This is a genomic window from Cryomorphaceae bacterium 1068, from assembly GCA_027214385.1.
Classification (GTDB): Bacteria; Bacteroidota; Bacteroidia; order Flavobacteriales_D; family Cryomorphaceae; genus JAKVAV01.
The window spans coordinates 365874-391867 of record JAPVXR010000001.1 but is presented as its reverse complement, the minus strand read 5'-3'; the positions used below and the strand labels follow the sequence as shown (position 1 = coordinate 391867).

Here is a 25994-nt window from a genome sequence, read left to right as displayed (position 1 = left end):
GCTTTCTTTTTACCTTTACGCCGTGAAGAAACACACCGAAAAAGAGTCTCATTACGACGACTTAGAAAAGAAAAGTATCGGAACAATCTTAACCGAACTCAATCAGGAAGATGCCAGAGTTCACCAAGCCATCAGCGAAAAGCTGCCGCAGATTGAACAATTTGTATTTGAAGCTACCAAGCGAATGAAAAACGGTGGCCGCCTTTTTTATATAGGAGCCGGCACAAGCGGCCGACTGGGAATAGTCGATGCTTCTGAATGCCCACCGACCTTCGGTGTGCCGCATGGCTTGGTCATAGGAATTATCGCAGGAGGTGACTCAGCCATTCGAAAGGCGGTCGAATTTGCGGAGGACAGTGAAAATCAAGGCTGGAAAGATTTGACTGAGCACAAGATTGGTCCTGAAGATACGGTCGTTGGAATTGCTGCTTCAGGCACTACACCCTATGTAATCGGTGCCGTAAAAGAAGCGCGACAAAACGGCATTCTTACCAGTGCCATTACCTGCAACGAAGGGTCACCATTGGCGGAAGCCGTAGAATACCCCATCGAAATAATCACGGGACCTGAATACGTAACGGGTAGCACCCGAATGAAGGCCGGAACGGCTCAAAAGCTTGTTCTCAATATGATCTCAACCAGCTTGATGATCCAGCTGGGAAGGGTAAAAGGGAATAGAATGGTAGATATGCAGTTAAGCAATAATAAATTGGTAGACCGAGGAACAAGAATGGTGATGGATGCGTTAGGAATCGACTATCAAAAAGCAAATGAATTGCTTCTAAAGCACGGCAGTGTGAGGGAGGCGATAAACAGGAAATAAGATTAATGCACAGTATTGAGCCATATTTTAACTGGAGGGAATTTTACACTGCAGAGGAAGACCCTCGATCTCCTTTTTATGGAAATGAATACAGTGAATTTGAATTCACCAATGCACTATACGATCACCTCATACACCCGCAGTGGGATCAATTCGGCTCTCCTTCCCTCTTTGTAAAAGTACTATACGCCAATTATAATGAGGGCATTGTGATTCTTGAGCTCTTTGGCGAGTGGAATGATTGTTTGCACAACGACATTATGTTTTTAAAGCGTGATCTGGCAGACCATTTCATCGGCTTAGGAATAGACAAATTCATTTTAATCGGTGAGAACGTATTGAATTTCCACTACTCCGATGATTGCTATTATGAGGAGTGGTTTGAAGACATTTCAGAAACAGATGGATGGATCGCATTAGTCAATTTTAGAGATCACGTTCTTAAGGAATTCGATGAAGTAGGCGCAGACAATTACTTTGTACTAGGGGGCCGATTACAAGAAGTGAATTGGCGCACTAAGAAACCCACAAAAGTGGCAGATTCCATCTCGGGTTACGTTCAAAAGCGACTAGAGCTTTTTTAATTCTGAGACGAGCTTTTTATCAATGGGAAAGGTGAAATGCTCTTCGCACAGATCACGAAGTTGAATCCACTTAAATTGCTGATTTGCCTCCCTTGGCTCAATTGGTCTAATACTTTCTAGTCCCTCTGATTTCACCAAATAGTAGATTGAAATCACCTGGTGATCCTTGTTGAATGCAGAAATCTGAAAAAAGTCGGTGGTATAAATATGTCTCACAACTTCCACATCAAGCCCCGTTTCTTCTCGAAATTCTCGCTTGAGACAATCAGGCGTTCCTTCACCAAATTCAAGCCCGCCACCCGGCAATTTGGTAAATGAAAAATCCTTTATTGTTTCGTCGCTCAGGAGGATGTGATTTTCACAAATCAACGCACCGTATACTCTTACGTTAAAGGGAAAACTCATTACAACTTCGTGGCTCTCATCATTTCTCTTTTCCCGGGTGCTCCGGGAATTTTCTCTACCTCAAACCCTGCTGAAATCATGTTTCTTCTGGCCGAACCTTTTGAAGCGTAAGTCACCAAGATTCCACCCTTTCGCAATAACGAAGCACAAATTTGAAATACTTCAATTTCCCAAAGCTCACTTTGAGCGCGATGTCCGAAAGCATCAAAGTAGAGTAAATCAAAACTGCTTTCCTGATCTGAATAATCAAAAAAGTCACCCTCAATTTTTTCCAGAATAAAATTCGAATTGATCTCCACCTTTTGCCCCCAAGTAGCTCCGGCAATAGCATGACAATCTCGAGCGTAATCAGGTGATGGTAGTAAGAGCGAATATCCCAAGCTGCAGTGATCAGAAATACTTAATGGGTATTTTTCAATGGTTCGATAGTGAATTTTGCAGTTTGATTTCCTTGCGAAATCGGAAGTGAGATAGGCATTGAGCCCCGTTCCAAAACCCATCTCAAAGACTTTTATAAGTTTCGGATTATTTTGATCTACTAAGTACTCAATCCCTGACTTAATATAAACATGCTGTGATTCTTGGAGTGCACCATGCGTAGAATGATAGGTTTCATCCAATTCCGGGAGATATAATGACTTACTACCATCTTTCGTCTCGATAACCTTCATACACTGCAATAGTTTGGAATTACAATTTTGACTTTATGATTGCCCGAATTCAACCACAATAAGTTCTATTTTTCGGCAAAGTTCCAAAGTTCTATGAGAAAACTACTGTTTTTATTCGTTTTTGTATGTGCAGCTCTTTACTCAGAAGCCCAGACTTGGGTTGATCTGATGACAGACGATAATGTGAATTTCTACGAGGTTCAAGAGGCCTTTGAAGAAGAATGGGGAGATCAAGGGTACATACGAGGTCGCGGCTACAAGCAATTCAAACGCTGGGAATACTTTATGGAACCACGCGTCTATCCTTCCGGAGAAAGAGTGTCGGGAGTGAAATTTATGGAGGCATTGAAGGTGATGAACAAGATGGGTGGCTCAGAAATGAAATCGGATAATCCGTGGACACCTGTTGGACCCACCTCATGGACAGGATTCGGATGGAACCCCGGGCTTGGCCGAGTGAATGCAACATATGTTGATCCTACCAACTCAGAACATATATATGTGGCCACACCGGCAGGTGGACTATGGAAATCAACTGACAACGGAGACTCATGGACCTCACTTACTGATACATTGGTTGCGATAGGGGCAAGCGCCATAGCTGTAAATCCCGAAAATACAGATGTCATTTATTTGGCGACAGGAGATGGAGACGCAAATGACACCTACAGCTTTGGTGTCATTAAATCTACAGATGGCGGAAACTCTTGGACGCCCACTAATTTGGGTTTTGACATCGAAGATCAAATTCGTTGCACAGACTTACTGATGGACCCTCAGAATCCTGAGAAGATTTACGTCACGTCTTCACAGGGACTATACGTTACCGAGGACGGTGGTGAAACTTGGGATCAACCACTGAGTATATTCTTGAGGGATGTAGCCATTCACCCGGGAAATTCAGATATCGTATATACTACCGGAACCAGATTCTACAAGTCTGAAAACGGAGGTGAAAGCTTTGATCAAATCACTTCAGGTTTACCTTTTTCCTCAGAGGTAAATCGTTTGGAAATGGCCGTTACTGCTGCAAATGATCAATTGGTCTACATTCTGGCAGGAGACGCCGGCGACTCAGGATTTCAAGGTTTTTATAGAAGTACCGATGAAGGAGAGTCCTTTGAATTAATGAGCAACTCACCGAATCTTTTAGGGTACTCACAAAGCGGAGATTCACCGGGTGGTCAAAGCTGGTATGATTTGGCCATTGCCGCTTCGCCTACTGATGAAGACCGAGTATTTGTAGGAGGAATAAACGTTTGGGAAACCACGAATGGGGGAAACAGTTGGAGTATCAAATCACATTGGTACTACCCACCTAATATTGCATACACTCATGCAGACATTCATTCGCTTGACTTTTTTGGAAACGCTCTCTATTGTGGGAGCGACGGAGGTGTTTTTCGCTCAGAAGATAATGGAAATGCGTGGGAAGATATTAGCGAAGGTCTTCAAATCAGTCAGTACTACAGGATTGCCGTTTCAGTGAGTGATCCTGATAAAATTCTAGCTGGTGCACAAGACAATGGTACAAATCTTTTCAGTAGCGACAACGCATACGAACACATACTCGGTGGAGATGGAAACGGAGCGGCCATTGACTATACGAATGATGACATCATGTATGCCTCTTACCCCGGAGGGGCGTATCAACGATCTACCAACGGAGGTCTCTCTTTTCAAGACTACACAGATGGCATAAATGAATCAGGGGCATGGGTTACTCCTTTTGAAATTCATCCGACCAATCCTGATATTCTTTTTGCCGGGTATGAAAATGTTTGGAAAAATGAAGAGGGCTTTTGGACCTCTATTAGCAATTTTAACGCAGGGACTACTTTAAGAGCCCTACGCGTAGCCCCGTCGAATCCCGATGTGATTATGGCTTCCACTTTTCAATTGCTTTACCGAACAGAAGACGGTGGCGAAACGTGGGATGAAATAGGAAATGGACTCCCCAATTTGTTCATCACTTCGATAGAAGTAGATCCCCAAGACAGCGATAGGATTTGGGTAGGGCTTTCGGCATACGAAGAAGGTCAAAAAGTATATTACTCTGACAACGGAGGAGATAATTGGGAGAATATAACCGGCAACTTGCCCAATATTCCCGTGAACTGCTTACACTACCTTCAAGGCAGCAATGACGCGATCTACGCCGGCACCGATGCAGGAGTATTCTACATTGACGGTGATCTCGAAAATTGGAGTCCATACAATGAGGATCTGCCAAATGTTATCGTCAATCAAATCGTATTTCACTATTCAACCCAACAGATCTTCCTAGCAACCTACGGCCGAGGAGTATGGAAAAACGGATTCTTCAATTCGGACGACTTAGCACCGATTCCTAATTTCTCTGCAAATAATACCGCCATTTGTCCAGTCGGCGAAGTAATATTTAATAACCTATCGCTCAATGCCACCTCTGGAGTAGAATGGACATTTGAAGGCGGTCAACCCGAATCAAGCACTGAATCAAGCCCTCTAGTTACTTATTCAGAATCGGGTTTTTATCCGGTAAAGATTAAGGCGATAAATGGAGATGTAACAGACAGCTTGACGATAACGAACTACATTCAAGTATTGAATAATGAAAGTGCTCCCTATACAGAAGATTTTGAAGAGCAAACCGAAGACTTGGAAGATTGGATTGTATCAGAACCTGAGCAGAACATCACTTGGGATTTTAATCCTGAAGTAGGTTTCTTGAGTGATAAATCTGTTTTCATAGAAAACTATAACCTGATCGGGAATGGCCAAATAGAACTTACCAGCCAAGTCATTGACTTATCTCAACTGGACACAGCTTTCATTTCCATGCGAGCAGCCTTTGCCAGAAAAACGGATTCAGGTTACGAGGCTCTCCGAGTATTTGTAAATACTGACTGCACCGATGACTGGACCTTCAAAAAGGTATTCCCTGCCTCGAGCGCCTTACCTTCAGTCGAACCAACGGATACTTATTTCATTCCCCAAAACGAAGATGAATGGAACTATTTGGTAGTGACCAATATTCAACCCGAGGAACGAACGGAAAACTTCAGGTTTCGATTTGTTTTCTACAATAACGGAGGAAACAATATTTACCTCGATGACATAAACCTCTCTGAAAACAATGTACTCAGCTCTTTTGAGCAATCAACATTTAGCGGCGAAGTGAAATTGTTTCCAAACCCCACTACTGATAAGGTCAATATCGCACTGACGCTCACCAATCCCGAAACTGTTTCACTCCATTTGATGTCAACCGACGGAAAACTCTTGTTCCAAGAAGGTCCTCATGAAATGAGTCAGGGAACACAAAACGTAAACCTTTCATTGGGTTCGATGGCTCCCGGATCTTATATTCTTGAAGTGGTTGGCGAGTCTGGAATTTCTCACCATAAAATCATCTTAGCCAAACAGTAATCAATCGATAATTTTAAACTCAGTTCGGCGATTTTCTTGTCGACCTTCAGGAGTATCATTGGTAGCGAGTGGTTGAGATTCACCATATCCTTTTGCGATCATACGCGATGGATCTATACCATTGCTTTGCAAGTGTGAAACAACTGATTGAGCGCGCTGCTCCGAAAGATTGAGATTATAATCATCGCCTCCCACATTATCGGTGTGGCCTGATATTTCAACTTTTATGGTTGGATTTTCAACCAGTACCTTCTCTAATCGATCAAGTTCAGCAGTTGATTCATCGCGGATGGTGGCTTTATTGTAATCGTAAAAAATATTTCGAAGTACAATGGTCTCCCCTATCTTAATGCGCTTCATTTTGATGACTTTGTAAAACTCACGATAGCCTGCTGAGTCGGGAATATTGAAGTTTAACGAATTGAAAAGGTAGCCATCAGCATTTACATTCAAACCGTAATTTTTACCTGCGGGTAACGAAACCAAGTATTTACCCGAAGAGGGTTCAACTTGAAAAGAAGCAAGAACCTCAGCTGTAGAATTATCGATCAAATCTATGGTCGCGGCAACAGGTGCCTCTGTTTCGTCATCTAAAACCAATCCCATAAGGAGAACCATTTTACTGGTTCGGATCTCTACTGCGGGTTGTAGTGGAATCTCGATTTTTCGCTCATTCGACCCGGCAATCAGTCGATCTTCAACATTGAGGACTGGTTGCTTTTCAGGCCCTAAAAATGTCAATCTGTAAATATCTTTTTCGCCATAACCTTCTTCTCGATCTGAGGAATAGTAAGCCGTTCGGCCATCAGCGGCTACACTGAAGAAGACATCATCGTCCGGTGTATTTATAGGAATACCCAGATTGACCGGTGTTTTCCACCTTCCATCGTCATATTCGGAATAGAAGATATCATTTCCCCCAATTGAGTTATGACCTTCTGAGCTGAAGTAAAGGGTTTTTCCGTCGGGATGCATGTATACCCCATCTTCGTCATAGGGCGAATTGACAACAGGGCCCAAGTTTTTGGCTTCCCCCCATCTTTCTTTTTCCACATCCCACTGCGCTTCATAGATATCTTTACCTCCGAAGCCACCTTCTTTCTCGCTAATAAAAAACAGCGATTGTCCATCAAAAGAGAGTGCTGCAGCAGACTCGTGTGCATCCGTATTGATTGTTTTGTAAAGTGCTTTAGGTCTACTCCACTCGTTGTTTTGATAAACGGATTGATAGATGTCGCCTCCCCCCTTTACGTCACCTCGGAATACGAAAAGCGTTTTTCCATCAGGCGAAAGACCCGAACCAGCATCATGGCCAGAGGTATTTACATCCTTTCCAATGTTTTTCAAGGGAGACCATTCACCGCCTGAACTTCTGCTATAATAAACATCCTCAAAGGGTAAATTATCCGATTCGTCTTTAAGTCCTCCTTCATTTGATTCTCTTCTAGCGGTTATGATCAGTAATGTCTCATCAGTAGAAATAAGCGGAGCATACTCAGGAGCAGCAGAATTTATTGCCGATCCGAGATTGTCAACCCAAACCCGAACAGGTGATTTTTCGAATTCTTTTCCGTGCTTAGACTCAGTCAAGCGTTTTTGCACTTTTTGGAATTCAATTTGTTCACCGTCAGATTCAGTCAGCACCTTTAATTGCTTTTCAAACTCAGCGATGGCTACATCCCAGTTTGAGTTGAGTTGATGGGCCCAACCGAGTAAATAGTGGATGTTGTATGGATCGAGATTGACATCTGATTCATAAGCCTTCGTCAAAAAAGGAAGACTCTTTCTCTTCTGAGAAGAAAACAAGTAACACACCCCCAATTTGTAGTTCAACTCAGCGTTGTCAGGATTAAATTCATGAGCTGCGGTGTAAAAAGGAATAGCCAAATTGAAATACGCTCTTCGGTCTTCTTCAAAGATCCGATCTCCTTCTTTTATATTCTTAATTGCCAGTTTAAAACCATCCTTATCATTGGGAAAGTTTTCTTTTTCGAACGGGACATTCTGAGCATGAGCAATAGAAGCAAATCCCAAAAGGAGAATGATCAATAATGTTCTCATGGCTCAACGTATTTACAAACTGAAGCTTGGTAATCAGCGGCATTTTTTACGTGAAGGGTTGCTGCCATTTCCCAGTCGCTACAGGCACCGCGAATGTCGCGAACCATCTCTCTTGCTATCCCGCGATTTAAATAGGCAAATCCATACTCAGGATCGAGCGATATGGCCTGACCGGCAGCGTCAACAGCTTCTTGGTACTTTTCCAGCCTGATGTAGGCTGAAGCCAAATTATTGTGTGCATAAGCATACTCCGGTGATAGAGCCGTTGTGTTTTTGAAATCTTCCACAGCCTTCTCATAATCTTCCCCAAGGAAATAAGCATATCCCCTGTTGTTTAGAATCATTGCATCTTCCGGTTCAATTTTGAGTGCATCGGTATAGGCATCAATTGCCTCATCGTAGCGCTCTAATTTTCTCAAAACGGTTCCCAAATTGGCGAAAGCCGTTGCCAAATCGGGGCTCACTAATGCCGCTTGTCGATAGTCTCGCTCTGCTGATTTAAAGTCAAGGAGAAGCTGATATGCCGAACCCCGATCGTGCAGCACCATGCCGTCAGAAGGGTGATACCGCAAATATGCGGTATAGTTGTCGACAGCCTCTTGATAAGCCTCATTTCTCAATTGAATATTTCCGATGGCTAAGTATGCCAAGTCGGCTTGATCTTCTTTTTGCGCAGCAGTTTGATATGCGCTCAAGGCATCTTCCTGTCGTCCCAGTTCATCCAGAATAGCTGCTCGTGTGAAGTATCCATTAGAGGCAGTATCCGTTAGAGCCAAGTACTGATCTATGTCAAGTAGCGCACCACTCAAATTATTTAATACCAAAAATGCAGAGCTACGATTGTAGTATGCTTTGGCAAATTCGGGCTCGAGCTGGATGGCTTCTGTAAAATAGATAATGGCAGAATCTGTCTCTTGTACTTCGGCTTTTTGGAGAGCGAGGTTGTAAAGACCAAGGGCTTCAACGGAGATGCCACCTTCTTGCATGTCTTTTCCCAACGTATCAGCAGCTACTTTTACCAGAAGAGAATCATCCTGAGCAAAACTGCAGATACTGAAAATAAGAAAGGTGAAGAGTAAGGTTCTTTTCAAGTGGATAAGATTTGTATGAATTTACATGTTCTACGTATAAATTAGTCTTAAAGGTTGCCACAGTTATTCATCGCCATTGGTTGAAAAGGCTATTTTTGCTCAAAACAATATTTATGGCCCAAAAATCCATTCTCAATAAGAAATCTATTGCCTTTTTAGAAAAGTACATCAACAATGCCTCTCCTACAGGTTTTGAAACCCAAGGACAGAAGATGTGGCTCGATTACTTAAAACCCTACATAGACGATTACCAAACGGATATCTACGGTTCGGTAGCTGCGGTGATCAATCCGGGACAAGACTACAAGGTGGCTATTGAAGCCCATGCAGATGAGATTAGCTGGTTTGTACACTACATCACCGATAAGGGATTTATCTACTTGCGTCGAAATGGTGGTTCAGACCATATGATTGCTCCAAGTAAGAGAGTAGTCATACATACGGACAAAGGTCCTGTAAGAGCGGTCTTCGGTTGGCCTGCTATTCACACAAGAAATGTGGCAAGCGGCAAGGACGAAGCACCGAGCATGAAAAACATCTTCTTGGATTGCGGATGTTCATCAAAAGATGAAGTCGAAAAGCTAGGAGTTCATGTGGGCTGCGTGGTAACTTTCGAAGATGAGTTTATGACTCTCAACGAGAAGTATTACGTAGGTCGCGCCTTTGACAACCGTGCGGGTGGTTTTATGATTGCCGAAGTGGCAAGGCTACTTCATGAAAACAAAAAGAAGCTACCCTTTACCCTGTACATTGTGAATTCCGTTCAAGAGGAAATAGGTCTCCGTGGAGCCGAGATGATAAGCAGAACGCTTGAGCCAAATATGGCTATCATCACCGACGTTTGCCATGACACTCAAACCCCGATGATAGATAAAATCGAGCAGGGTGATTTCCATGCGGGGAAAGGACCCGTATTGACATACGGACCTGCGGTGCAAAACAATCTTTTGAAAAAGATTATTGCCACCGCTGAGGCAAAGAAGATTCCGTTTCAGCGGGCAGCAGTGAGCCGCAGCACGGGAACAGACACCGACGCTTTTGCATATTCAGGAAAAGGAGTTGCCAGCGCCTTGATATCCTTGCCACTGCGATACATGCACACTACAGTAGAAACCATACACAAAGATGACGTGGAGAATGTGATCAAACTGATTTACGAAACACTGCTCACAGTAAAGAAAGGAGAAAGCTTTAGCTATTTCGACTAAAAGGGTTTGCCGGATTTCATTAAGTGGTAAGCTCTTGTAAGCTCCCTCAAATACGCCGATATAGGCGCCATTGCTTTAGAGGTCTCTTCGGAGACCTCTTTTTTTGCAATCCGCAAAGTGAGGACTCCATAAAGCGCAGTAAGGGCTGTTTCTATGTCGCTCTTTGGAACTTTCTCACCTTTCTTTCTAAACTCTTCTAAGACAGGTTGAGCCTCTTCATATGCTTTTATAAAGGGTGCACTTTTGGTTATGGTGAGCAGTGTTTGTTGAAGCATCGCCAATTCATTCAAAACTTCATAAGTCTCGAGGTGATGACCACTCACTTGAAGAGAGCTTCTCTCCATATCTCTGGCCATTTCTGCCAACCAACTTCTCGTTTTCAATCGCTCGGCTTCATCTACAATAGATGGCAGGATTTCAGCATCCAGTCTGGATAAATCAAAATCAATGCCTCGCAAAAGGTCTTCCATTTGCCACAAAAAAAGGAGATACTCTGAGATGTTCTCCTTTTGTTTATGCTTTGCAATGCTATACATTACTCTGTCGTATTCTCTTCTGATTGTTGGGTAAGATCAGCATCATACTGATCGTTTAGCTTCTGTAATACCTCATCGGTTATGTCGTATGAATCTTTAATCCAAAGTAGATTTCCTCCCGGTTGGAAATTTAAGATCATATCGTAAGTTCCATCGGAATTGTACTCTTCCAGCATCTTGTTGACTCTTCCTGTATACTCTACCTGCAACTCTACTTCTCTTTTTCTAAAATCAGTAGCGAGGCGTTCTTGAAACTGCTGTATTTCGATATCTAAATTCTGCAATTCCAGCTGGGCTTCCTGAACTTGCATCTGGGTCATGGTAGGCGCCTGCTTTTGCAATTCCATAGCGCGTTGCTCAGCTTTTTGCAACTTTCGGTTGATTCGTTCTTCAATCACTCGTTGCTCTTTTTCCAGCTCATCTTGCGCATCCATCAAAAACCTGTACTTGGTATTGACTGTGTCTCCATAAATAAAAGCTACTTTCAAACCCGATACTTCAACCTCAATTTTCGCACTGTCAACAGCGCTTTGAGCAGATTCATTTGGCAAATCTTTTACTTGAGAATCGTTGCAAGAGACCATTAAAAGGACAGCAGCCAAGGCTGATGTAAATAAGATGTTTTTCATGTTCAGGATTTATTGAGGTTAGCGTATCGGTTGCGGTAAGAGTCGGCAAAATCTTTTCCCATTTCCGAAAAACGTTTTAAAACAGAAAGGAGAAAGTCTTCAGTGAGCATAGCTTCCAGCTCGTCTAAGCCTGCTACTTCGGTCGAATCAATCTTAAAGGATTGCTCCAGGTGGGCATCCTCAATTTTGATGATGTACTTATTATTCCAAGAAAAGACGGTGATCTTAAAACGAAAGTGTGGAATTTCCTTAACGACGCGCATATCCTAGATTCAGGAGCGCAAAGATAATAAAGTAGGGTGATTGGGAATGTTTTATCCAAGTTTGGCGAAAGCCTGCTCTTGACGCTCAACCAAATCATATTCCTCAAAGGTGAAAATAAGACTATCGATCATAACGTTATAGTCTTGGCCGATTTCAAGCATATCTTCATCGAATCGCTCGTACATCCAGTGAATATTCACCTTGACACCTTTCTCTTGGAGGTCGGCTAATTTGTAGAGTATGAATAAGATTCTTTTTGAAGAAGCGATATTGAAAAAATCGAAGCGAAAACGGAAATCAACAACTGAAACTTCACTTGCAGAAAGACCATCAACCCAGTCTAATATAGGGCCGAAAAACTGCTCAGCATCAATAGGAATGGATCTACCTGCCAACAAGTATGTACCTTCTCTCGTATCGAGATGAACATAGGGGGTGGATTTGGTTGGTCTTCTGATAAATGCTTCCATAAATCTTTTGATTACAATTAGCTCTTACTCCTTTAGCTGCCCTAAGGTTCGAGTTTTTAATCGAATTATCAAGAGAATTTCTACCAATGCCGGATTATGGCAGACTAATATTGATCAATGAAGGATTAGAAATTTTGGTTATCCACAAAACGTCGTTGAATTCTTATTTCAAAGACTCAACAGATCCTTAAATTTAGCAGACTGCCTGCGCGAAACTTCCAACTGTTCGCCGGTTTTCAGTTTAATTTGAAGTCCTCCGTTAAACCAAGGTTCAATGTGAATAACCTCTTTTAAATTGACTATGAACTTACGGTTAATGCGGAAAAAGTCCTTTTCAATTAAGCGCTTCTCCAGGTTGTTAAGGCTTTTCAATATGAGGGGCTTGCTGTTTCCGAAGTATACACGAACGTAATTTCCTTCTGACTCAAACATCTTGATATCCTTGAGGGTAACAAACCAACACTTATCGCCGTCTTTGAGAAAAATTTGATCTTCCATAGTTAATGGAGAATCATTTTCAGACTCGGTGTCATCCTCTTTCGTTTTGTCAACTCTCTCTTGAACCTTTAGTAAGGCATGGTCTAGTCTTAACTCATCTACAGGCTTCAGCAGATAATCAAGAGCGTTTACCTCGAATGCCCGAATAGCGTAATCGTCATAAGCTGTGACAAAGATAACTTCCGGCGTAGCTTCCAACTCTTCCAGCAATTCAAACCCTGTCTTTCCAGGCATCTGAATATCGAGGAATATGAGATCCGGATTCAATTCCTCAATTAATTTTTTGGCCTCATCAGCATTTTGCGCCTCCCCGATAATTTCAATATTATCGTGCTTTTCCAATAGACTTGAAAGCTCTTTGCGCGCCAGACGCTCGTCGTCAATAAGAAGTACCTTCATTTTTAGCATTGATTAGTTTGTAAGGAATGAGCACTTCGCAAACAACTTCATTCCCCTGATTGTAAATATTCAAATTTGCTTTTCCTCCGTAGAGCAGTTTTAACCTTCGCTTGGTATTTTCAAGTCCGACCCCCGTGGAATCATTTATCACATTTGATTTTGAAAGTTGGCCCGTATTAATCACAGAAATCTTCAATAATTCACCTTCCACAAATTCAGAAATCACCGAGACTTTGCCCCCTGAAGGCAAATGGGCTATACCGTGCTTGATGGCATTCTCTACCAATGTTTGAATTAATAGAGGAGGTATGGAGCAGTTCATGTGTTCAGGGCCGAATTGAATTGAAAAACTCAGGCGTTCCTCATACCTGATCTTCTCAAGTTCCAAGTAATCCTTCACCACTTTCATCTCTTCGCCGATATTCACAAATTTCTTCTTTCCGGATGCGAGACTGCTCCGCAGGATATGACTCATTTGGGTAATACTCTTTTTGGCTAAAATCGGATTTTCATCTACCAGCGCCCGTATACTATTCAATGCATTAAAAATGAAATGCGGATTCATTTGAGATCGGAGGTTGTTTAGCTCGACCTCGTTCATGGACGCTGTCAAACGGAGATTCTTTACTTCTTCTCTTTCGTAATTTTTGAGATAGATGGCAGCAAAATAGAGGATATTCCAAAAAAGAAAGATGGTGATAAATGGAATAATCAGTTCGATGATAATGGCGTAAGGCATCACTAGAATCGGGTCGACATCGACGAAAAAAAGATCGGAGATGAGGCCATATATAAACGCTGCAAGAATACCAGTCACAATCGAAAGGATGATCAATCTTGGCAGTAGTCTATAGATCTTTGTTTTGAGCAAACCACTCTTGATAATCACTAATCTCATAAGGTGAGAAAGCCCCACACCAAGAATAAAGTTGACGATCAAAACCTTTACGATCCCTACATCTACATTACCCACCACCAAATTGGTGAATAGGATAAGCAGGATGTAGCCAAACCAGCCGGCCACCTGTGAGAGCCAATAGAGTGCTTTTTCGTCGCTCATATTGTGACGAAGATAGCAGTAGAATTGATTTCTTTCTCCACTCAATTGCTGAGCTTACCTTTACCCCCTATGAATTTCTTAGCCCACCAATTTCTCTCTTTCGAAATCAAACCCATCATGGTGGGAAACTTCATAGCCGATACGGTAAAAGGAAATGCACTGAAAAATTACGATGTACCCATTCAAAAAGGTATCGTTTTACACCGATTTATAGACAGTTTTACGGATAGTCATGAAATCACATTACAAAGTAGAGAAAGGCTATACGCTCATTTTGGAAAGTATGCGGGTGTCGTACAAGATGTTTTTTATGACCATTTCCTGGCTATCAACTGGTCGGATTACCACGATCAGGATTTGAACGATTACACTGATTTCATTTACCTGACTTTAGGCGGCTATCGCTCTGTCTTTAATGAACGAGCTGAACGAACCTTTCAGTACATGCAAATGCAGGATTGGCTCGGGAACTACGCTACTCAGGAAGGAATTCATCGGGCACTGACAGGCTTATCGCGAAGAGCAAGTTTTCCCTCCAATATGGAAGAATCACTTCCTGCTTTGGCCAAACATGGCGAGGCTATATCAAATGACTTTAAAATCTTCTTTCCCGATCTAATTTCTGCCACTCAATTGAAGCTGGAAGAATTGAATTCTTGAAACTTCTCAATCTTCCTCTCGTATCCATGCTTTGATTTGGCAATCTAAGTGCCGCATCTGAACGCATGCAAAAGCATCGCAACCATATCGCATGGATGGTGATTTCTCTTCTGGCCGTAACCCCTCAAGGTTGCGAAAAAGACGACGCACCACCCAAAGTCCAAACAGCTTCTATCGAATTACCCGAAGAAGTTATAGTGGGACCTGACCTTGAAGCAATAAAGGCCAGAGGGAAACTTGTAGCCCTGACACTCAATTCTTCTACTTCATACTTTATTTATAGAGGGCATGCCATGGGCTTCGAATACGAGCTACTTCAGCGATTTGCCAAAAGCATTGGCGTGGAATTGGAGATTCAGCTGATCCCCGACGTGAACACCATGTTTGATATGCTCAACAAGGGAGAGGGTGATCTAATAGCCTGTAACCTCGCCATTACAAGCGACCGTCAGGAAAAAGCCGCTTTTAGTGAACCATATAATTTCACTAAGTTGGTTTTGGTACAAAGGCTTCCGGATAACCACCAAAATATGAGCAATCGTGAGATCAGTAAAAATTTACTACTCAGACCTTTGGATTTAAGTGGTAAAACTATCTACGTCAACCGCAGATCGCCTTCTTATGAGCGATTAATCAACTTGCAGAAAGAATCAGGAATCTCTTTCGAAATCATTAAAGCTCCGGGCTACATAGATCCTGAGAAGCTAATCCAAAAAGTAGCCGATGGAGAAATCGACTACACCGTGGCTGACGATAATCTAGCCAGCCTAAACGCAACCTATTACAGCAATATAGACGTATCAGTACAGCTGAGCTTTCCGCGTCAAATCGGATGGGCCGTTCGCAAGACAAACGCCAATCTATTGGAAGCTGTGAATGACTGGTTTGAGAATGATCGATTAAACTCCGTTCATGCATACATCTACAAAAAGTACTTCAAAGCTCCCAAAGAAAAATGGGAGGAATACAATGGAGAATTCTCTTCGCTAAATGGAAATCGAATCAGCAATTATGACGAGCTACTCCGCGAGTACTCCGACATAATCGACTGGGATTGGAGACTATTGGCAGCACAAATGTATCAAGAGAGCAAATTTAATGAGAACGCACGCTCATGGGCAGGTGCATTTGGTTTGATGCAATTTATGCCGGCTACAGCCAAAATGTATGGCGTTGATAGTTCATCGGGACCGAGAGAACACATCCGTGGTGCAATTCTTCATTTAAGCAGGTTGGAAAGCTTTTGGCAAGATCGTATTGCTGACCCTGAAATTAGAATCCAATTCACTTTGGCCTCATACAATGCAGGATTAGGTCATGTACTTGATGCTACAAACTTGGCGGCCGAACTAGGCTATGACCCCATGATTTGGGAGAACAACGTAGCCGAATGCATTAAGCTCAAAAGTCAAAAGGAATACTACACATCAGACGTGGTGAAACACGGTTATTGCCGTGGTGAAGAGCCTGTTACATACGTCAAGAAAATCATCAATCAGTACAGGCACTACAGTCGAGTAATCGACCAGAGTTAGCTCAACTAAAAAGCTTCACTGCCAATTGCCGAAAATCGAGTGCATTGGTATAATTCCTATCCGAATAACAGCTTACCATTACCTTTAAATAGGCGGGCTTTTTGTTGTAGGCCACATACTCCAATAATATATTTCCGTAACGCTGATCAATCGGTAATTCCAAAGAAGGATCCAAAGATGGCTTCAGGTAGTGACGCTCCATTTCTTGGACAGAATCGGATTTTTCTTGGTATCGCTTCTCACTGGAATAAATAGAATAACCTTCTTCCAGAGCCCTGTCTTTGAAATGATCGAGGATAAAACTGAATTCTTCTACTTCAATACCGGTTCGGTCGTCAAAGAAAAATCCATTGGCCTGTGGAGTCTTATGAATATGGAGTAAATCGGTCTCCTGACCATTAAGAACATCCTCATGCAAACTTGATAATCGAGTAAAAACTGCGGCACTTCGGCTCGAGTCTTTCCATTCCTGAAAATCATAAAGAAACTTATCGCTTCTTTTTAGTTTCTCTTTAACAGGAGGCATTTCCTCCCGGGACGAATCCGATTTATCTCCAAAGAGTTTATTGAGTATACGGTCTACAAATTCTTTTGCCATTGCGTTACATTTGGCCTATGAGCGAAAAAAGAGAAATCAAAATTGAAAAAACGGCTCGATATTTCACCCATGGCTCCGATATAACCAAGGCAAAGCGGGTTTGGTTCGTCTTGCACGGATATGGTCAATTGGCCGAATATTTCATTCGAAGCTTCAGACATCTGAATCCCTCCGAAAATTTTGTGATTGCTCCTGAAGGAATTCATCGATTTTATTTAGAAGGATTTTCAGGACGGGTAGGAGCTTCGTGGATGACCAAAGAAGAAAGGCTAGACGATATTGACGACTACGTGAAGTACCTAGATCAGCTCTACGACGCTCAGCAGATTTCTTCAAATTCAGAAATAATCCTACTTGGCTTCTCCCAAGGAGTGGCTACAGCTATGCGATGGTTAGCTTTGGGGAAATCTTCTCGCTTCAATCGAGCTATCCTGTGGGCAGGCTCTTTTCCACATGACCTAAAACCACAGAAGGCAACCACTGCTTTACAAAACCTTAAGGTGCACTGTGTTATTGGAAATAAGGACCCTTTTCTAAACGAGGAACACATCCAAAGAACCAAAGATCATCTCGCCGAATTGAAAGCAGAGGCCCACTGGTACGAATACAACGGTGATCACCGAATACCTAAAGAAGCTCTGAACGCAGTACTTATAGAGTTCAAGTAAGAATCTTTTTCATATATTAACTAAATAATTAGTTGTTTAACTATCTTTTTAGTTACATTTGATTCATGAAAACATTAACGAAGGCTGAAGAGCAGGTAATGCAATACTTATGGGAGTTGAAGGGTGGCTTCGTTCGAGAAATCATAGAACGCTATCCCGAGCCAAAACCAGCGTATAATACTGTATCGACCATTGTCAGAATTCTAGAAAACAAAGACTTTCTCATCCACAAGGCTTTTGGGAAATCACATAAATATATCCCGACTGTCAGCAAGGAGGAGTACCGAGCCTTTACCGCTGAAAAAGTAGTTGAAGGCTACTTTGGCGGCTCAGCAAAAAACTTGGTCTCCTATTTCATAAAGGATAAGAACATGGACATATCCGATCTCGATGAAATTTTAAAAATGATCGAGGACGCTAAAACCAACAAGAAATGATGAACGCCCTGTTGTACGCGCTGGAGGCGAATTTGTACTTATCACTATTCGCCATCTTTTATTTCTTCGCCTTGCGAAAAGAAAAGAATCACCTGACTAACCGGATGGTTTTACTATCCTCCATCCTAATAGCCTGGACCATTCCAGGTATCAGCTATCTGGAACCAGTGTCGGGTCTTTTACCCAGCTTAAGGTTGGAGGCCATTACCATCTCGCCTAACACCTTGGCGGATTCACCAACGGTATTCAACTTTTCCTTTCAAGAAGTTCTGGCTTCAATCTACGTTTTAGGGATTATGGTAGGGTCTGCGATTTTCATCAAAAGACTCTTAGGTACCCTCTCCTTTTTTACTTGGAATTCTACGAGTCCCATTTCCTCATTGAAGCTGGTCGAAACTGATTCAAAGGAAGCATGGAGCTTTTTTAACCTCATCGCCTTAGGAAAGGAAATTCCCGCTGAAAACAAAGAGTGGATTCTTGAACACGAAAAGGTTCATGTTGAAGAGAAGCACTCAGCGGACAAACTTTTGATCCAGTTGGTGAAAATTATCGGGTGGTTTAATCCGGCAGTCTACTACCTGGAATTCGCCTTAGAGGAGAACCACGAGTTTCGCGCAGACGAAGTGGTCTGTGAAAGATTTTCAAATACCATTACCTACTCGCATGTGCTGGTAAGTCAGTCTTTGGGAGGAATTCCCGTCAATTTGCTCGGCAATCAATTCTCTAAAAAAACACTTCTCAAATCCAGAATACAAATGATAAATCAAACTAAACAAACAGGTAAAATGAAGTATCTCTTAACCATTCCCGTGTTAGCAGTGGCTCTGCTATTGCACAGTTGTACCAAGGAAGAGTCTGCCACAACGAGTAGCTCTGAACCCTCGGCTATAGCACAAACGGCTCAAACCAATTCAGACGAAGTTTTCGATGTGGTCGAAAAAATGCCTGAATTTAAAGATGGCATGGAGGGCTTGATTGCTTTCATGTCAGAAAACACAGTTTACCCGAAATCGGCCAGCGCTGCTGATGAAACAGGAAAGGTTTTCGTCACTTTCGTCATTGACGAAGCAGGAAATGTGACCAACCCGGAGGTGGTAGAAAAAGCTTCCGTGCAAAGTGTGGCACTGCGCAATGCAGCTCTTGAAACCGTAGGCAAAATGCCCGCTTGGACTCCCGGGGAACAAAGTGGTAAAAAGGTGAAAGTCAAGATGACATTGCCGATTAAATTCGAATTGGAATAGATTGAGATTCCTATGATCATTTGAAGGCTCGAAAGAAATTTCGGGCCTTTCTTTTTACCTTGCTTGCATGAAAAGAATCTTTACTACTCTGAGCATATTTGCTCTAAGCTTCACGGCATTCTCCCAAGAATCTGAACAAGTACTACCTAGGTATATGACAGAAGCCGAGAAGGCTAAGATGAGCACTTACAACTTTTCTCAGGCGAAAGGAATTGAGACTCCTCCCCCATTTGATAATCTCAGAACTATGGCAGAGTGGGAAGAGATTCAGGCATTAACAATCACTTGGAGAAGTTTTCCAAGCATTCTCAAGCAGATCACCCGAGCTGCAATGGAAGAAACCCAAGTGATTATATTCAGCGAAAACCCGGGCTCCACTGAGAGCTATCTCATGGGGAGCGCAGCAGGAGGACCACTGGAGAGCATGGCCAATGTCCAGATCGTCGATGCGGAATCAAACTCAATATGGATCCGTGACTATGGTGCGAATACCGTTTACGGAAACCGTGTCGACACGCTGACTTTGGTAGATTGGATCTACAACCGCCCTCGCCCCGACGACGATGTGATTCCAGACGTGCTGGCCGATGTATTGGGCATCGACGTCTACACGACCACTTCTGCGCCAAATGACTTGGTAAATACAGGAGGAAACTTCATGTCTGACGGTCAGGGAACAGCCTTCGCAAGTGAATTGATTTTGGAGGAAAACGAACCAGGTAATCCGTATAATGTAACAGCGAAAGACGAAGAAGAAATAGATGATATACTTGGCAATTTTCAAGGTATAAGCCGATACGTAAAAATGACGGCTCTCCCATATGACATTATCAATCATATTGACATGCACATGAAGATATTGGATGAAAAGACCTTACTTATAGGTTCTTATCCTGACGATATTGCTGACGGGCCTCAGATCAATGCGAACATCGATTATGTGGTCAATAATTTTTTGAATTATTTCGGTGAAGAGTATGACGTCATCCGAATTCCGATGCCCGATTCACCAAGTGGACTCTGGCCTGATGATAACCCTGCAGGATACTACAGAACCTACACGAACGGAGTCTTTGTCAATAAGACCTTTATTTATCCCTCTTATCGAGAAGAATACGACACCACGGCGGCGAGAATCTACGGGGAACTGCTCCCCGGATACACTTTGGTACCGATCGATTGCGATGATCCGGGCTCCCAGATAATTGCCTTGGCGGGCGCCATTCACTGTATTACACATAGCGTTGGGGTAAACGATCCGCTTCTAATTGTACACAACTCCCTTGCCGATACCGAAGATCAAATAAACCCTTACGAAGTAATGGCCACTGTAGAGCACCGATCGGGAATTGCCTCGTCTACTCTGCACTGGAGGCTCGTGGGTGACGATGACTTTAACTTAGTGGAAATGTCTCCGGGTGAAGGAGTAGAATGGCTCGGCAATATTCCCGCTCAGCCCGTAGGATCTGTCATTGAGTACTATGTTTCTGCTGTAGCGGAAAATGGTAAAACTCAAATGAGGCCAATCGTCGCTCCCGAAGGTTTCTGGAGTTTTGAAATACTGGGTACTGTTACCTCAGTGAATACACAGGACCTCATAAATTTGGCTAATGTTTACCCGAATCCCGCAACAGATTTGGTGAGTATTCCAATCAATGCAAGGCGCACATTGGATGTAACGGTTTACATGACGGACATCACGGGAAAAATCGTAAAGCAGATCCATTCAGGTGAAATAGCCGGAGACCGCAGACTGAGCGTTTTTGTGAATGATTTGGCTCCTGGAGTTTATACCGTAGTTGCAGAAGGCATATTTGGTAGAACAGCTACCCCTTTATTGGTGAGGTAGTTTTGGTCAATCCCATTCGCTCCAAAAGGAAGCGAGCATTCATGTTCTGACAAACTCCTTCTCGAAGCTTGTAATCAAAGTGCAAATCATCGTTTCTGAATTCCACCTCAAAGGAGTAATTCTTAATAGCTTGGGGATGATCATTCTGCATCTCGCAGAGAGAGAGATCGTGAGTGGCGATCAATCCACGCGCGGGTAAATCCAGTAATTTCTCCATGAAAAGCCTAGATCCTTCAGCTTTATCTACTGAATTGGTTCCTTTTAAAATCTCATCCAATATCACAAATAGAGCCTTTCCTTCCTCCAAATAAGTTGTGAGTTCTTTCAACCGTTTCAGTTCGCTGAAGAAATAAGATTCTCCTTCTCCCAAATTATCGGCAGTGACCATACTGGTAAAAATCTGTGTAGGACGGAAGCGCATGAGTTTTGCAGGGACGGGAAGTCCGCTCATTGCAAGAAGCAAATTGGTACCTACGGTGCGCAAGAAAGTACTCTTTCCCGCCATATTAGCTCCTGTAACAATAATGAATTTGCGCTTGCCGGAAATCAAAAAGTCATTCGTAACGCCATTCTCATGGAGCAGAATGTGGTTGGCTTCTTGGAGTATAAATTCTTTTTCAATTGTTAGCTCGGGGTAATGGAATCCCTGATGATTGTGAACGTAGATCGACTGCGAAAAAAGGGCTTCCATTTGATGAGCCAGCCCGATCCATCCGTTGAAACGTTGGGACCATTCGCGGTCCCAATTTGCCAAGCGTCTATGGCATTGAAAATCCCAAAGCAGCAAAAGATTCAGAATAATCCCGACAAAAATATTGTTTCGGCTATCTATCGCTCCGTTAATCTTTTTGAGAGATTCAAGGGCACCTTCACTTTTTGCCAAGTCGGCGTTATGGAATAGCTCTTTGAGCGAATCTGATTTTGCCTCATGGCCTCTTAACAAAGCCAAAGAATTGTTGTAGGCAGCAGCCGTTTTCAATCTGTCCTCATAGGTCTTGAAATCCGTCATGTTCTTTTTCAGGAAGACCATAACAGGGATTGCTGACAACAGAACCAACTGAAAATAAACAGCCCACTCAATCAGGTCAAGGATAAAAATCAGTGTGAGCGAAAGCATAATTGCGGGCAAAATCAACGTGAGTAAAACCATTGCCCATTTCGGATAAGCTTTAATAGCGCCTGGAGCAGTTGAACTCGATTCGGAAATCCTTTCTTCTTCCGCTATTTCAGCCACTGCCAAATAGTTAAAAATGAATTCCGGCTTATTACCGAATTCTTTGATGAGCTCCCTTCTCTCAAGAATGGCCCGGGGATCGGTTTCATTTCTCCTTAAGAGATTGGCCAATATTCCCTTTGCCTGACGTGACTTCGTCCGGTTCAAGTATTCGAAAATTGATGAAGGTCCGAATATATCGAGGTCGGAAGTATACGGATGGCTTGGATCGATGAATTCTGTCCCTGTATCATACCCTTTGGTCTTTCCGCTTAAAAAAGAAATCTCAAAGTCTGCGTAGCTTCTGATCCTTCTGGATCTGTCACTCTCAGCTTTCAAATCAACATGCCGTCGCACGACAATCAGAAAAATCGCAAAACAGACAACGCCTATACCAATAGCTACATTGACCTGATCATTGAAGTACCATATACCTGCTATGGCGATAATGAATAGAATGAGTCTGCTCCAGCCGTATAAAGCAATGCGCCTTTTCAAATCGGCAATCTTCGCTGTATACTCTTTCGAGATCTTATTGTATGTTTTCTCAGGATTCACAGTTGGCAAATGTAGCCATTGGTGTCAGTCAGCCGACTCATTTCAGAAATTTTCACATTAGTGTTGTGTATTTTAATGTAGCTACATATATTTGCGTCATGAAAATTGAAGAAGCCATTCACCAAAAGAAATTCCAGTCGGAATTTGAAAAGTTAGTGGTCAACATCATTTACACTTCCAGATGGTTGGAATATGAAGAGGGAAAGCTCTTTCGAAAGTACGATATCACTCTACCTCAATACAACCTATTGAGAATTTTGCGAGGACAATTGCCAAAAGCTGCATCGGTCAACCTTTTAATTGACCGAATGTTAGACAAAAGCTCGAATGCTTCCAGAATTGTGGAAACCTTGAGAAAGAAGGGGCTGGTAGATCGAAAAGCCTGTAAGGCGGACAGAAGAAAAGTGGATGTGATTATTAATAAAAAAGGACTAGAAGTGCTGGAGGCAGCTACTAAGGAGATGGCGACTCTACATGAAAATCATAAAAAATCTTTAACAACAAAAGAGGCAGAACAACTAAATGAGCTCCTCGATAAACTCAGATCAATAGAATAAATCAACACTTAAAACATGAAAAAAACAGTAACATTTTTGGCAGCAGCTCTTCTTAGCGCAGCAGTAATTGCAGGATCGGGAGAAAAAGAAATCTATACCGTGAACGCTGAAAAAAGCACAATTTTCTGGACAGGTAAAAAAGTAACAGGAGAACACACCGGGACTCTCGCGATTAAAAGTGGAACGGTAACTGTGGAGAATGGAATGCCTGTAGCAGCTACATTCGATATCGACATGAACTCAATCGTCTGCACAGACTTGGAGGATGAAGGGACGAATATGAAATTAGTCGGTCACTTAAAATCAGCTGACTTTTTTGGTGTAGAAGCTCACCCAACGGGTAAGTTCGTTGCCACTTCATTCACTCCAATTGCAGGAGCGAAAGACAGAGAGCCGAATTACAAAATCAAAGGAACATTGACTTTGAAAGGAATCAGTCACGAAATCGAATTCGAAGGATTGATCGCTATGAAAGGTTCTGGCTTGGTTTCAAATGGCAGCGCCGAATTTGACCGTGCCAAGTACGATATTCGCTACGGGTCAGGTTCTTTCTTCGAAGACCTTGGAGACAAGACTATCTACGATGAAGTTGGTTTGACCTTTGTTCTTTCTGCGACAAAATAATTTGAATTGAAATCATTGAAAAAGCCATCGTGCCCTGCACGATGGCTTTCTTTTTTTACATGTTTTTCCAATCGGGCTTAACCACTCTAACCTTTGGTCGCTTATCTTCCTTTACAGGAAAGAAATACCGAAAATCGATTGCGAAGTAAGCCCCTTCTATCACTCCTCTGGCAGCATAACCGGGAGGAATTCCATCTCTTTGGTAATTGACCTGAGCAGTCATAATGTCGTCAAACGGCTGATGAAAAGATCCGCCCAAATAGAAGTAACCGTCCTCCTCCGTTCGAAACTCTGCCCCTACTCCACCGAGTATTGCGCCATTCAGAACCCTATTGCTCAAGCCTCCAAAAGAATATGTGTTTCCGAGGCCAAATACTTCCACATTACTGGCAATGAAGTTGGCAGAAACTCCTAATGCCACATTCGCAAAAAGTTTTTCGCCTAAACGAATGTATACGAGTCCCTTCAAAGGGATCTCATAAGAAATGATATTTAGAAAGGATTGATCTGTTGCTCCCGTAACGAGATCACGAAAATTGAGTTCATACCGCTGACGGGTATAGTTAATACCTGTTTCAATATTCCAAACATCGGTAAGCTTAACTCTAACGACCCCGCCAAATCCAAAGCCACCTGCAAATTCATAAACGCTTCGGAATTGATTATCGGCATCTACCAATACCACACTATCTAAATTTAATACTCCGAAATTTTGTAACAAACGTATCTCCACACCAAAACTAAGCTTGGGTGGCACCTTCTGAGCTTGAAGGGACGAAAAAAGAACTGAAAGAAGAAATAAAATTAGACCTACTCGAATCCGCATTAAGTGCCAACTATCAACTTTTGGCCCACCTTAAGTGATTCGGTACTTTTCAACCCGTTCATAGCACAAAGCTCTTCAACAGATAATCCGAAAAGGCGAGCAACTCGATAAAGGTAATCACCTTTTTTTACTTGATACTCGTTCATTTCAGGAACGGCAGCCAGAAATGCACCCGACCGACTGAGCTGGATAACATTGCTGCGCAGCTCGTTCGTTTTGAAATTAATAATTTGTGAAGGCTTGATAGGAACGCCTTGGAAACGGACTTCAAAATGGAGGTGAGATCCTGTAGAATTTCCTGAGCTACCGCCCAAACCTACTACATCTCCTGCTTCTACAATATCACCCGGCTTCACTTTAAATCGATGAAGGTGTGCATAAAGCGTTTCCAGTCCGTTGTGATGCCTTACTACTACCACTCTACCAAATCCCTTGTAGTATCGAGCTACCCGAACTACACCCGGAAATGCCGAGTGAACAGGATCCCAAACTTCGAGATCAATGTCAATACCGTTGTGATTTCTTCCGTAACGCCAGCCAAAATGACTGGTCACCACGCCGTTAAAAGGGGTTTGAAAACCACAGTTCGAAAGACTATCAACCAATAATAATGTAAGAGTCGAATCGAATTTCGTGAGCTTATTTCGGAATGGGTTGGGCACTTGAGTATTCCATTCTTCATAGAATGCATTGGCCGGATAAGGGCTATTATCTGCAGGAACGTATAACTCAAATCCCGAAGGTTTCACAACGGCTCTATCAACAGCAGTCATATAAATATTGACTGCATTCAAAGCATTTTGATTCACTTCACTCGACTCGAAAATGCTGTCAATAACGAAAGGAAGATCCGAGGGTTCTTTTTCAGAAAGAGTTTTATAAATGCTCAATTGCTTGATCAGCGATACGGGAACCGTATCTAGTAAAACCAATGAATCAATAACATTTTCATAGTGGGCAGCTGAGTAATCTGCCCTTGGTACGAATTTTACTTCAGCATCATAAACGACCATAGCCGAAGCTGTATCCCGTCTTACAGGATCGCCTTCGCCAAAAGAAGAAAGTGACACCAAGAGTGCCAGAAGGATTAAAGGGGATAGTTTCATTCCTTGCAGGGA

General features: G+C 42.6%; 26 protein-coding genes. 12 read left to right on the top strand and 14 right to left on the bottom strand.

Annotated elements, in window-relative coordinates; all coding sequences use genetic code 11:
• The first annotated feature begins 22 nt into the window (after positions 1-22).
• Complete coding sequence (gene murQ, locus O3Q51_01735; protein MCZ4407513.1) at positions 23-823, top strand: N-acetylmuramic acid 6-phosphate etherase; 801 nt, start codon at positions 23-25, stop codon at positions 821-823.
• 5 nt (positions 824-828) lie between these two features.
• On the top strand, positions 829-1407 hold the full coding sequence (locus tag O3Q51_01730) for a hypothetical protein (GenBank protein ID MCZ4407512.1): 579 nt from the start codon (positions 829-831) through the stop codon (positions 1405-1407).
• Here the strand turns inward: O3Q51_01730 and O3Q51_01725 are convergent.
• Together O3Q51_01725 and mnmD are read right to left on the bottom strand one after the other, a co-directional pair.
• On the bottom strand, positions 1393-1812 hold the full coding sequence (locus tag O3Q51_01725; protein MCZ4407511.1) for an NUDIX domain-containing protein: 420 nt from the start codon (positions 1810-1812) through the stop codon (positions 1393-1395). The genes O3Q51_01730 and O3Q51_01725 overlap by 15 nt on opposite strands.
• Positions 1812-2483, bottom strand: coding sequence for a tRNA (5-methylaminomethyl-2-thiouridine)(34)-methyltransferase MnmD (gene mnmD, locus O3Q51_01720; GenBank protein MCZ4407510.1), 672 nt, complete (start codon positions 2481-2483; stop codon positions 1812-1814). The genes O3Q51_01725 and mnmD overlap by 1 nt, the downstream gene beginning before the upstream one ends.
• Positions 2484-2576: 93 nt before the next feature.
• Between mnmD and O3Q51_01715 the strand changes: the two genes are divergently transcribed.
• A complete protein-coding gene (locus O3Q51_01715) occupies positions 2577-5894 on the top strand; it encodes a T9SS type A sorting domain-containing protein (protein ID MCZ4407509.1) in 3318 nt (1105 codons plus the stop codon).
• On the opposite strand, the gene O3Q51_01710 is transcribed toward O3Q51_01715, so the two are convergent.
• Both O3Q51_01710 and O3Q51_01705 read right to left on the bottom strand, forming a co-directional pair.
• Positions 5895-7955: an OmpA family protein gene (locus O3Q51_01710; GenBank protein MCZ4407508.1), complete on the bottom strand. Its 2061-nt coding sequence runs from the start codon at positions 7953-7955 to the stop codon at positions 5895-5897.
• A complete protein-coding gene (locus O3Q51_01705; protein MCZ4407507.1) occupies positions 7952-9046 on the bottom strand; it encodes a tetratricopeptide repeat protein in 1095 nt (364 codons plus the stop codon). Before O3Q51_01705 ends, O3Q51_01710 begins: the two co-directional genes overlap by 4 nt.
• 113 nt (positions 9047-9159) lie before the next feature.
• Here O3Q51_01705 and O3Q51_01700 point away from each other — a divergent pair, with 113 nt between their 5' ends.
• Complete coding sequence (locus O3Q51_01700; GenBank protein MCZ4407506.1) at positions 9160-10254, top strand: M42 family metallopeptidase; 1095 nt, start codon at positions 9160-9162, stop codon at positions 10252-10254.
• Here O3Q51_01700 and O3Q51_01695 read toward each other — a convergent pair.
• The 6 genes from O3Q51_01695 to O3Q51_01670 all read right to left on the bottom strand — a co-directional run bounded on the left by O3Q51_01695 (position 10251) and on the right by O3Q51_01670 (position 14110).
• Positions 10251-10790, bottom strand: coding sequence for a DUF4924 family protein (locus tag O3Q51_01695; GenBank protein MCZ4407505.1), 540 nt, complete (start codon positions 10788-10790; stop codon positions 10251-10253). The genes O3Q51_01700 and O3Q51_01695 overlap by 4 nt on opposite strands.
• A complete protein-coding gene (locus tag O3Q51_01690) occupies positions 10790-11419 on the bottom strand; it encodes an OmpH family outer membrane protein (GenBank protein ID MCZ4407504.1) in 630 nt (209 codons plus the stop codon). Before O3Q51_01690 ends, O3Q51_01695 begins: the two co-directional genes overlap by 1 nt.
• 2 nt (positions 11420-11421) lie before the next feature.
• Positions 11422-11682, bottom strand: coding sequence for a hypothetical protein (locus O3Q51_01685; protein ID MCZ4407503.1), 261 nt, complete (start codon positions 11680-11682; stop codon positions 11422-11424).
• 51 nt (positions 11683-11733) lie between these two features.
• Entirely contained in the window at positions 11734-12153 is a 420-nt protein-coding gene (locus tag O3Q51_01680) for a DUF1987 domain-containing protein (GenBank protein ID MCZ4407502.1), read from the bottom strand.
• 168 nt (positions 12154-12321) lie between these two features.
• Positions 12322-13059, bottom strand: coding sequence for a LytTR family DNA-binding domain-containing protein (locus O3Q51_01675; protein ID MCZ4407501.1), 738 nt, complete (start codon positions 13057-13059; stop codon positions 12322-12324).
• Positions 13031-14110, bottom strand: a complete 1080-nt coding sequence (locus O3Q51_01670) for a histidine kinase (GenBank protein MCZ4407500.1) — start codon at positions 14108-14110, stop codon at positions 13031-13033. Before O3Q51_01670 ends, O3Q51_01675 begins: the two co-directional genes overlap by 29 nt.
• Before the next feature lie 69 nt (positions 14111-14179).
• Here O3Q51_01670 and O3Q51_01665 point away from each other — a divergent pair, with 69 nt between their 5' ends.
• Positions 14180-14770, top strand: a complete 591-nt coding sequence (locus O3Q51_01665; GenBank protein ID MCZ4407499.1) for an acyl carrier protein phosphodiesterase — start codon at positions 14180-14182, stop codon at positions 14768-14770.
• A 65-nt stretch (positions 14771-14835) separates the two neighbouring features.
• Positions 14836-16305: a transporter substrate-binding domain-containing protein gene (locus tag O3Q51_01660; protein ID MCZ4407498.1), complete on the top strand. Its 1470-nt coding sequence runs from the start codon at positions 14836-14838 to the stop codon at positions 16303-16305.
• A 1-nt stretch (position 16306) separates the two neighbouring features.
• Here O3Q51_01660 and O3Q51_01655 read toward each other — a convergent pair whose 3' ends face one another.
• On the bottom strand, positions 16307-16903 hold the full coding sequence (locus O3Q51_01655) for a hypothetical protein (GenBank protein MCZ4407497.1): 597 nt from the start codon (positions 16901-16903) through the stop codon (positions 16307-16309).
• A gap of 17 nt (positions 16904-16920) precedes the next feature.
• Between O3Q51_01655 and O3Q51_01650 the strand changes: the two genes are divergently transcribed.
• The 4 genes from O3Q51_01650 (at position 16921) to O3Q51_01635 (ending at position 21098) form a co-directional block, all read left to right on the top strand.
• Positions 16921-17571, top strand: a complete 651-nt coding sequence (locus O3Q51_01650) for a dienelactone hydrolase family protein (protein MCZ4407496.1) — start codon at positions 16921-16923, stop codon at positions 17569-17571.
• Positions 17572-17636: 65 nt separating this feature from the next.
• Positions 17637-18008 carry a BlaI/MecI/CopY family transcriptional regulator gene (locus tag O3Q51_01645; protein ID MCZ4407495.1) on the top strand — a complete coding sequence of 124 codons (372 nt, stop codon included), beginning with the start codon at positions 17637-17639 and terminating at the stop codon, positions 18006-18008.
• A complete protein-coding gene (locus O3Q51_01640; GenBank protein MCZ4407494.1) occupies positions 18005-19249 on the top strand; it encodes a TonB family protein in 1245 nt (414 codons plus the stop codon). The genes O3Q51_01645 and O3Q51_01640 overlap by 4 nt, the downstream gene beginning before the upstream one ends.
• A gap of 67 nt (positions 19250-19316) precedes the next feature.
• A complete protein-coding gene (locus tag O3Q51_01635; GenBank protein MCZ4407493.1) occupies positions 19317-21098 on the top strand; it encodes an agmatine deiminase family protein in 1782 nt (593 codons plus the stop codon).
• Here O3Q51_01635 and O3Q51_01630 read toward each other — a convergent pair.
• Positions 21076-22869: a hypothetical protein gene (locus O3Q51_01630; GenBank protein MCZ4407492.1), complete on the bottom strand. Its 1794-nt coding sequence runs from the start codon at positions 22867-22869 to the stop codon at positions 21076-21078. The genes O3Q51_01635 and O3Q51_01630 overlap by 23 nt on opposite strands.
• A gap of 98 nt (positions 22870-22967) precedes the next feature.
• Here O3Q51_01630 and O3Q51_01625 point away from each other — a divergent pair, with 98 nt between their 5' ends.
• A complete protein-coding gene (locus tag O3Q51_01625) occupies positions 22968-23426 on the top strand; it encodes a MarR family transcriptional regulator (GenBank protein MCZ4407491.1) in 459 nt (152 codons plus the stop codon).
• A 15-nt stretch (positions 23427-23441) separates the two neighbouring features.
• Entirely contained in the window at positions 23442-24050 is a 609-nt protein-coding gene (locus O3Q51_01620; protein ID MCZ4407490.1) for a YceI family protein, read from the top strand.
• A gap of 55 nt (positions 24051-24105) precedes the next feature.
• Here O3Q51_01620 and O3Q51_01615 read toward each other — a convergent pair whose 3' ends face one another.
• Positions 24106-24876 (bottom strand): outer membrane beta-barrel protein, encoded by a 771-nt coding sequence (locus O3Q51_01615; GenBank protein MCZ4407489.1) that lies wholly within the window; start codon positions 24874-24876, stop codon positions 24106-24108.
• Positions 24876-25982: a M23 family metallopeptidase gene (locus tag O3Q51_01610; protein ID MCZ4407488.1), complete on the bottom strand. Its 1107-nt coding sequence runs from the start codon at positions 25980-25982 to the stop codon at positions 24876-24878. The genes O3Q51_01615 and O3Q51_01610 overlap by 1 nt, the downstream gene beginning before the upstream one ends.
• Between the last annotated feature and the right edge of the window lie 12 nt (positions 25983-25994).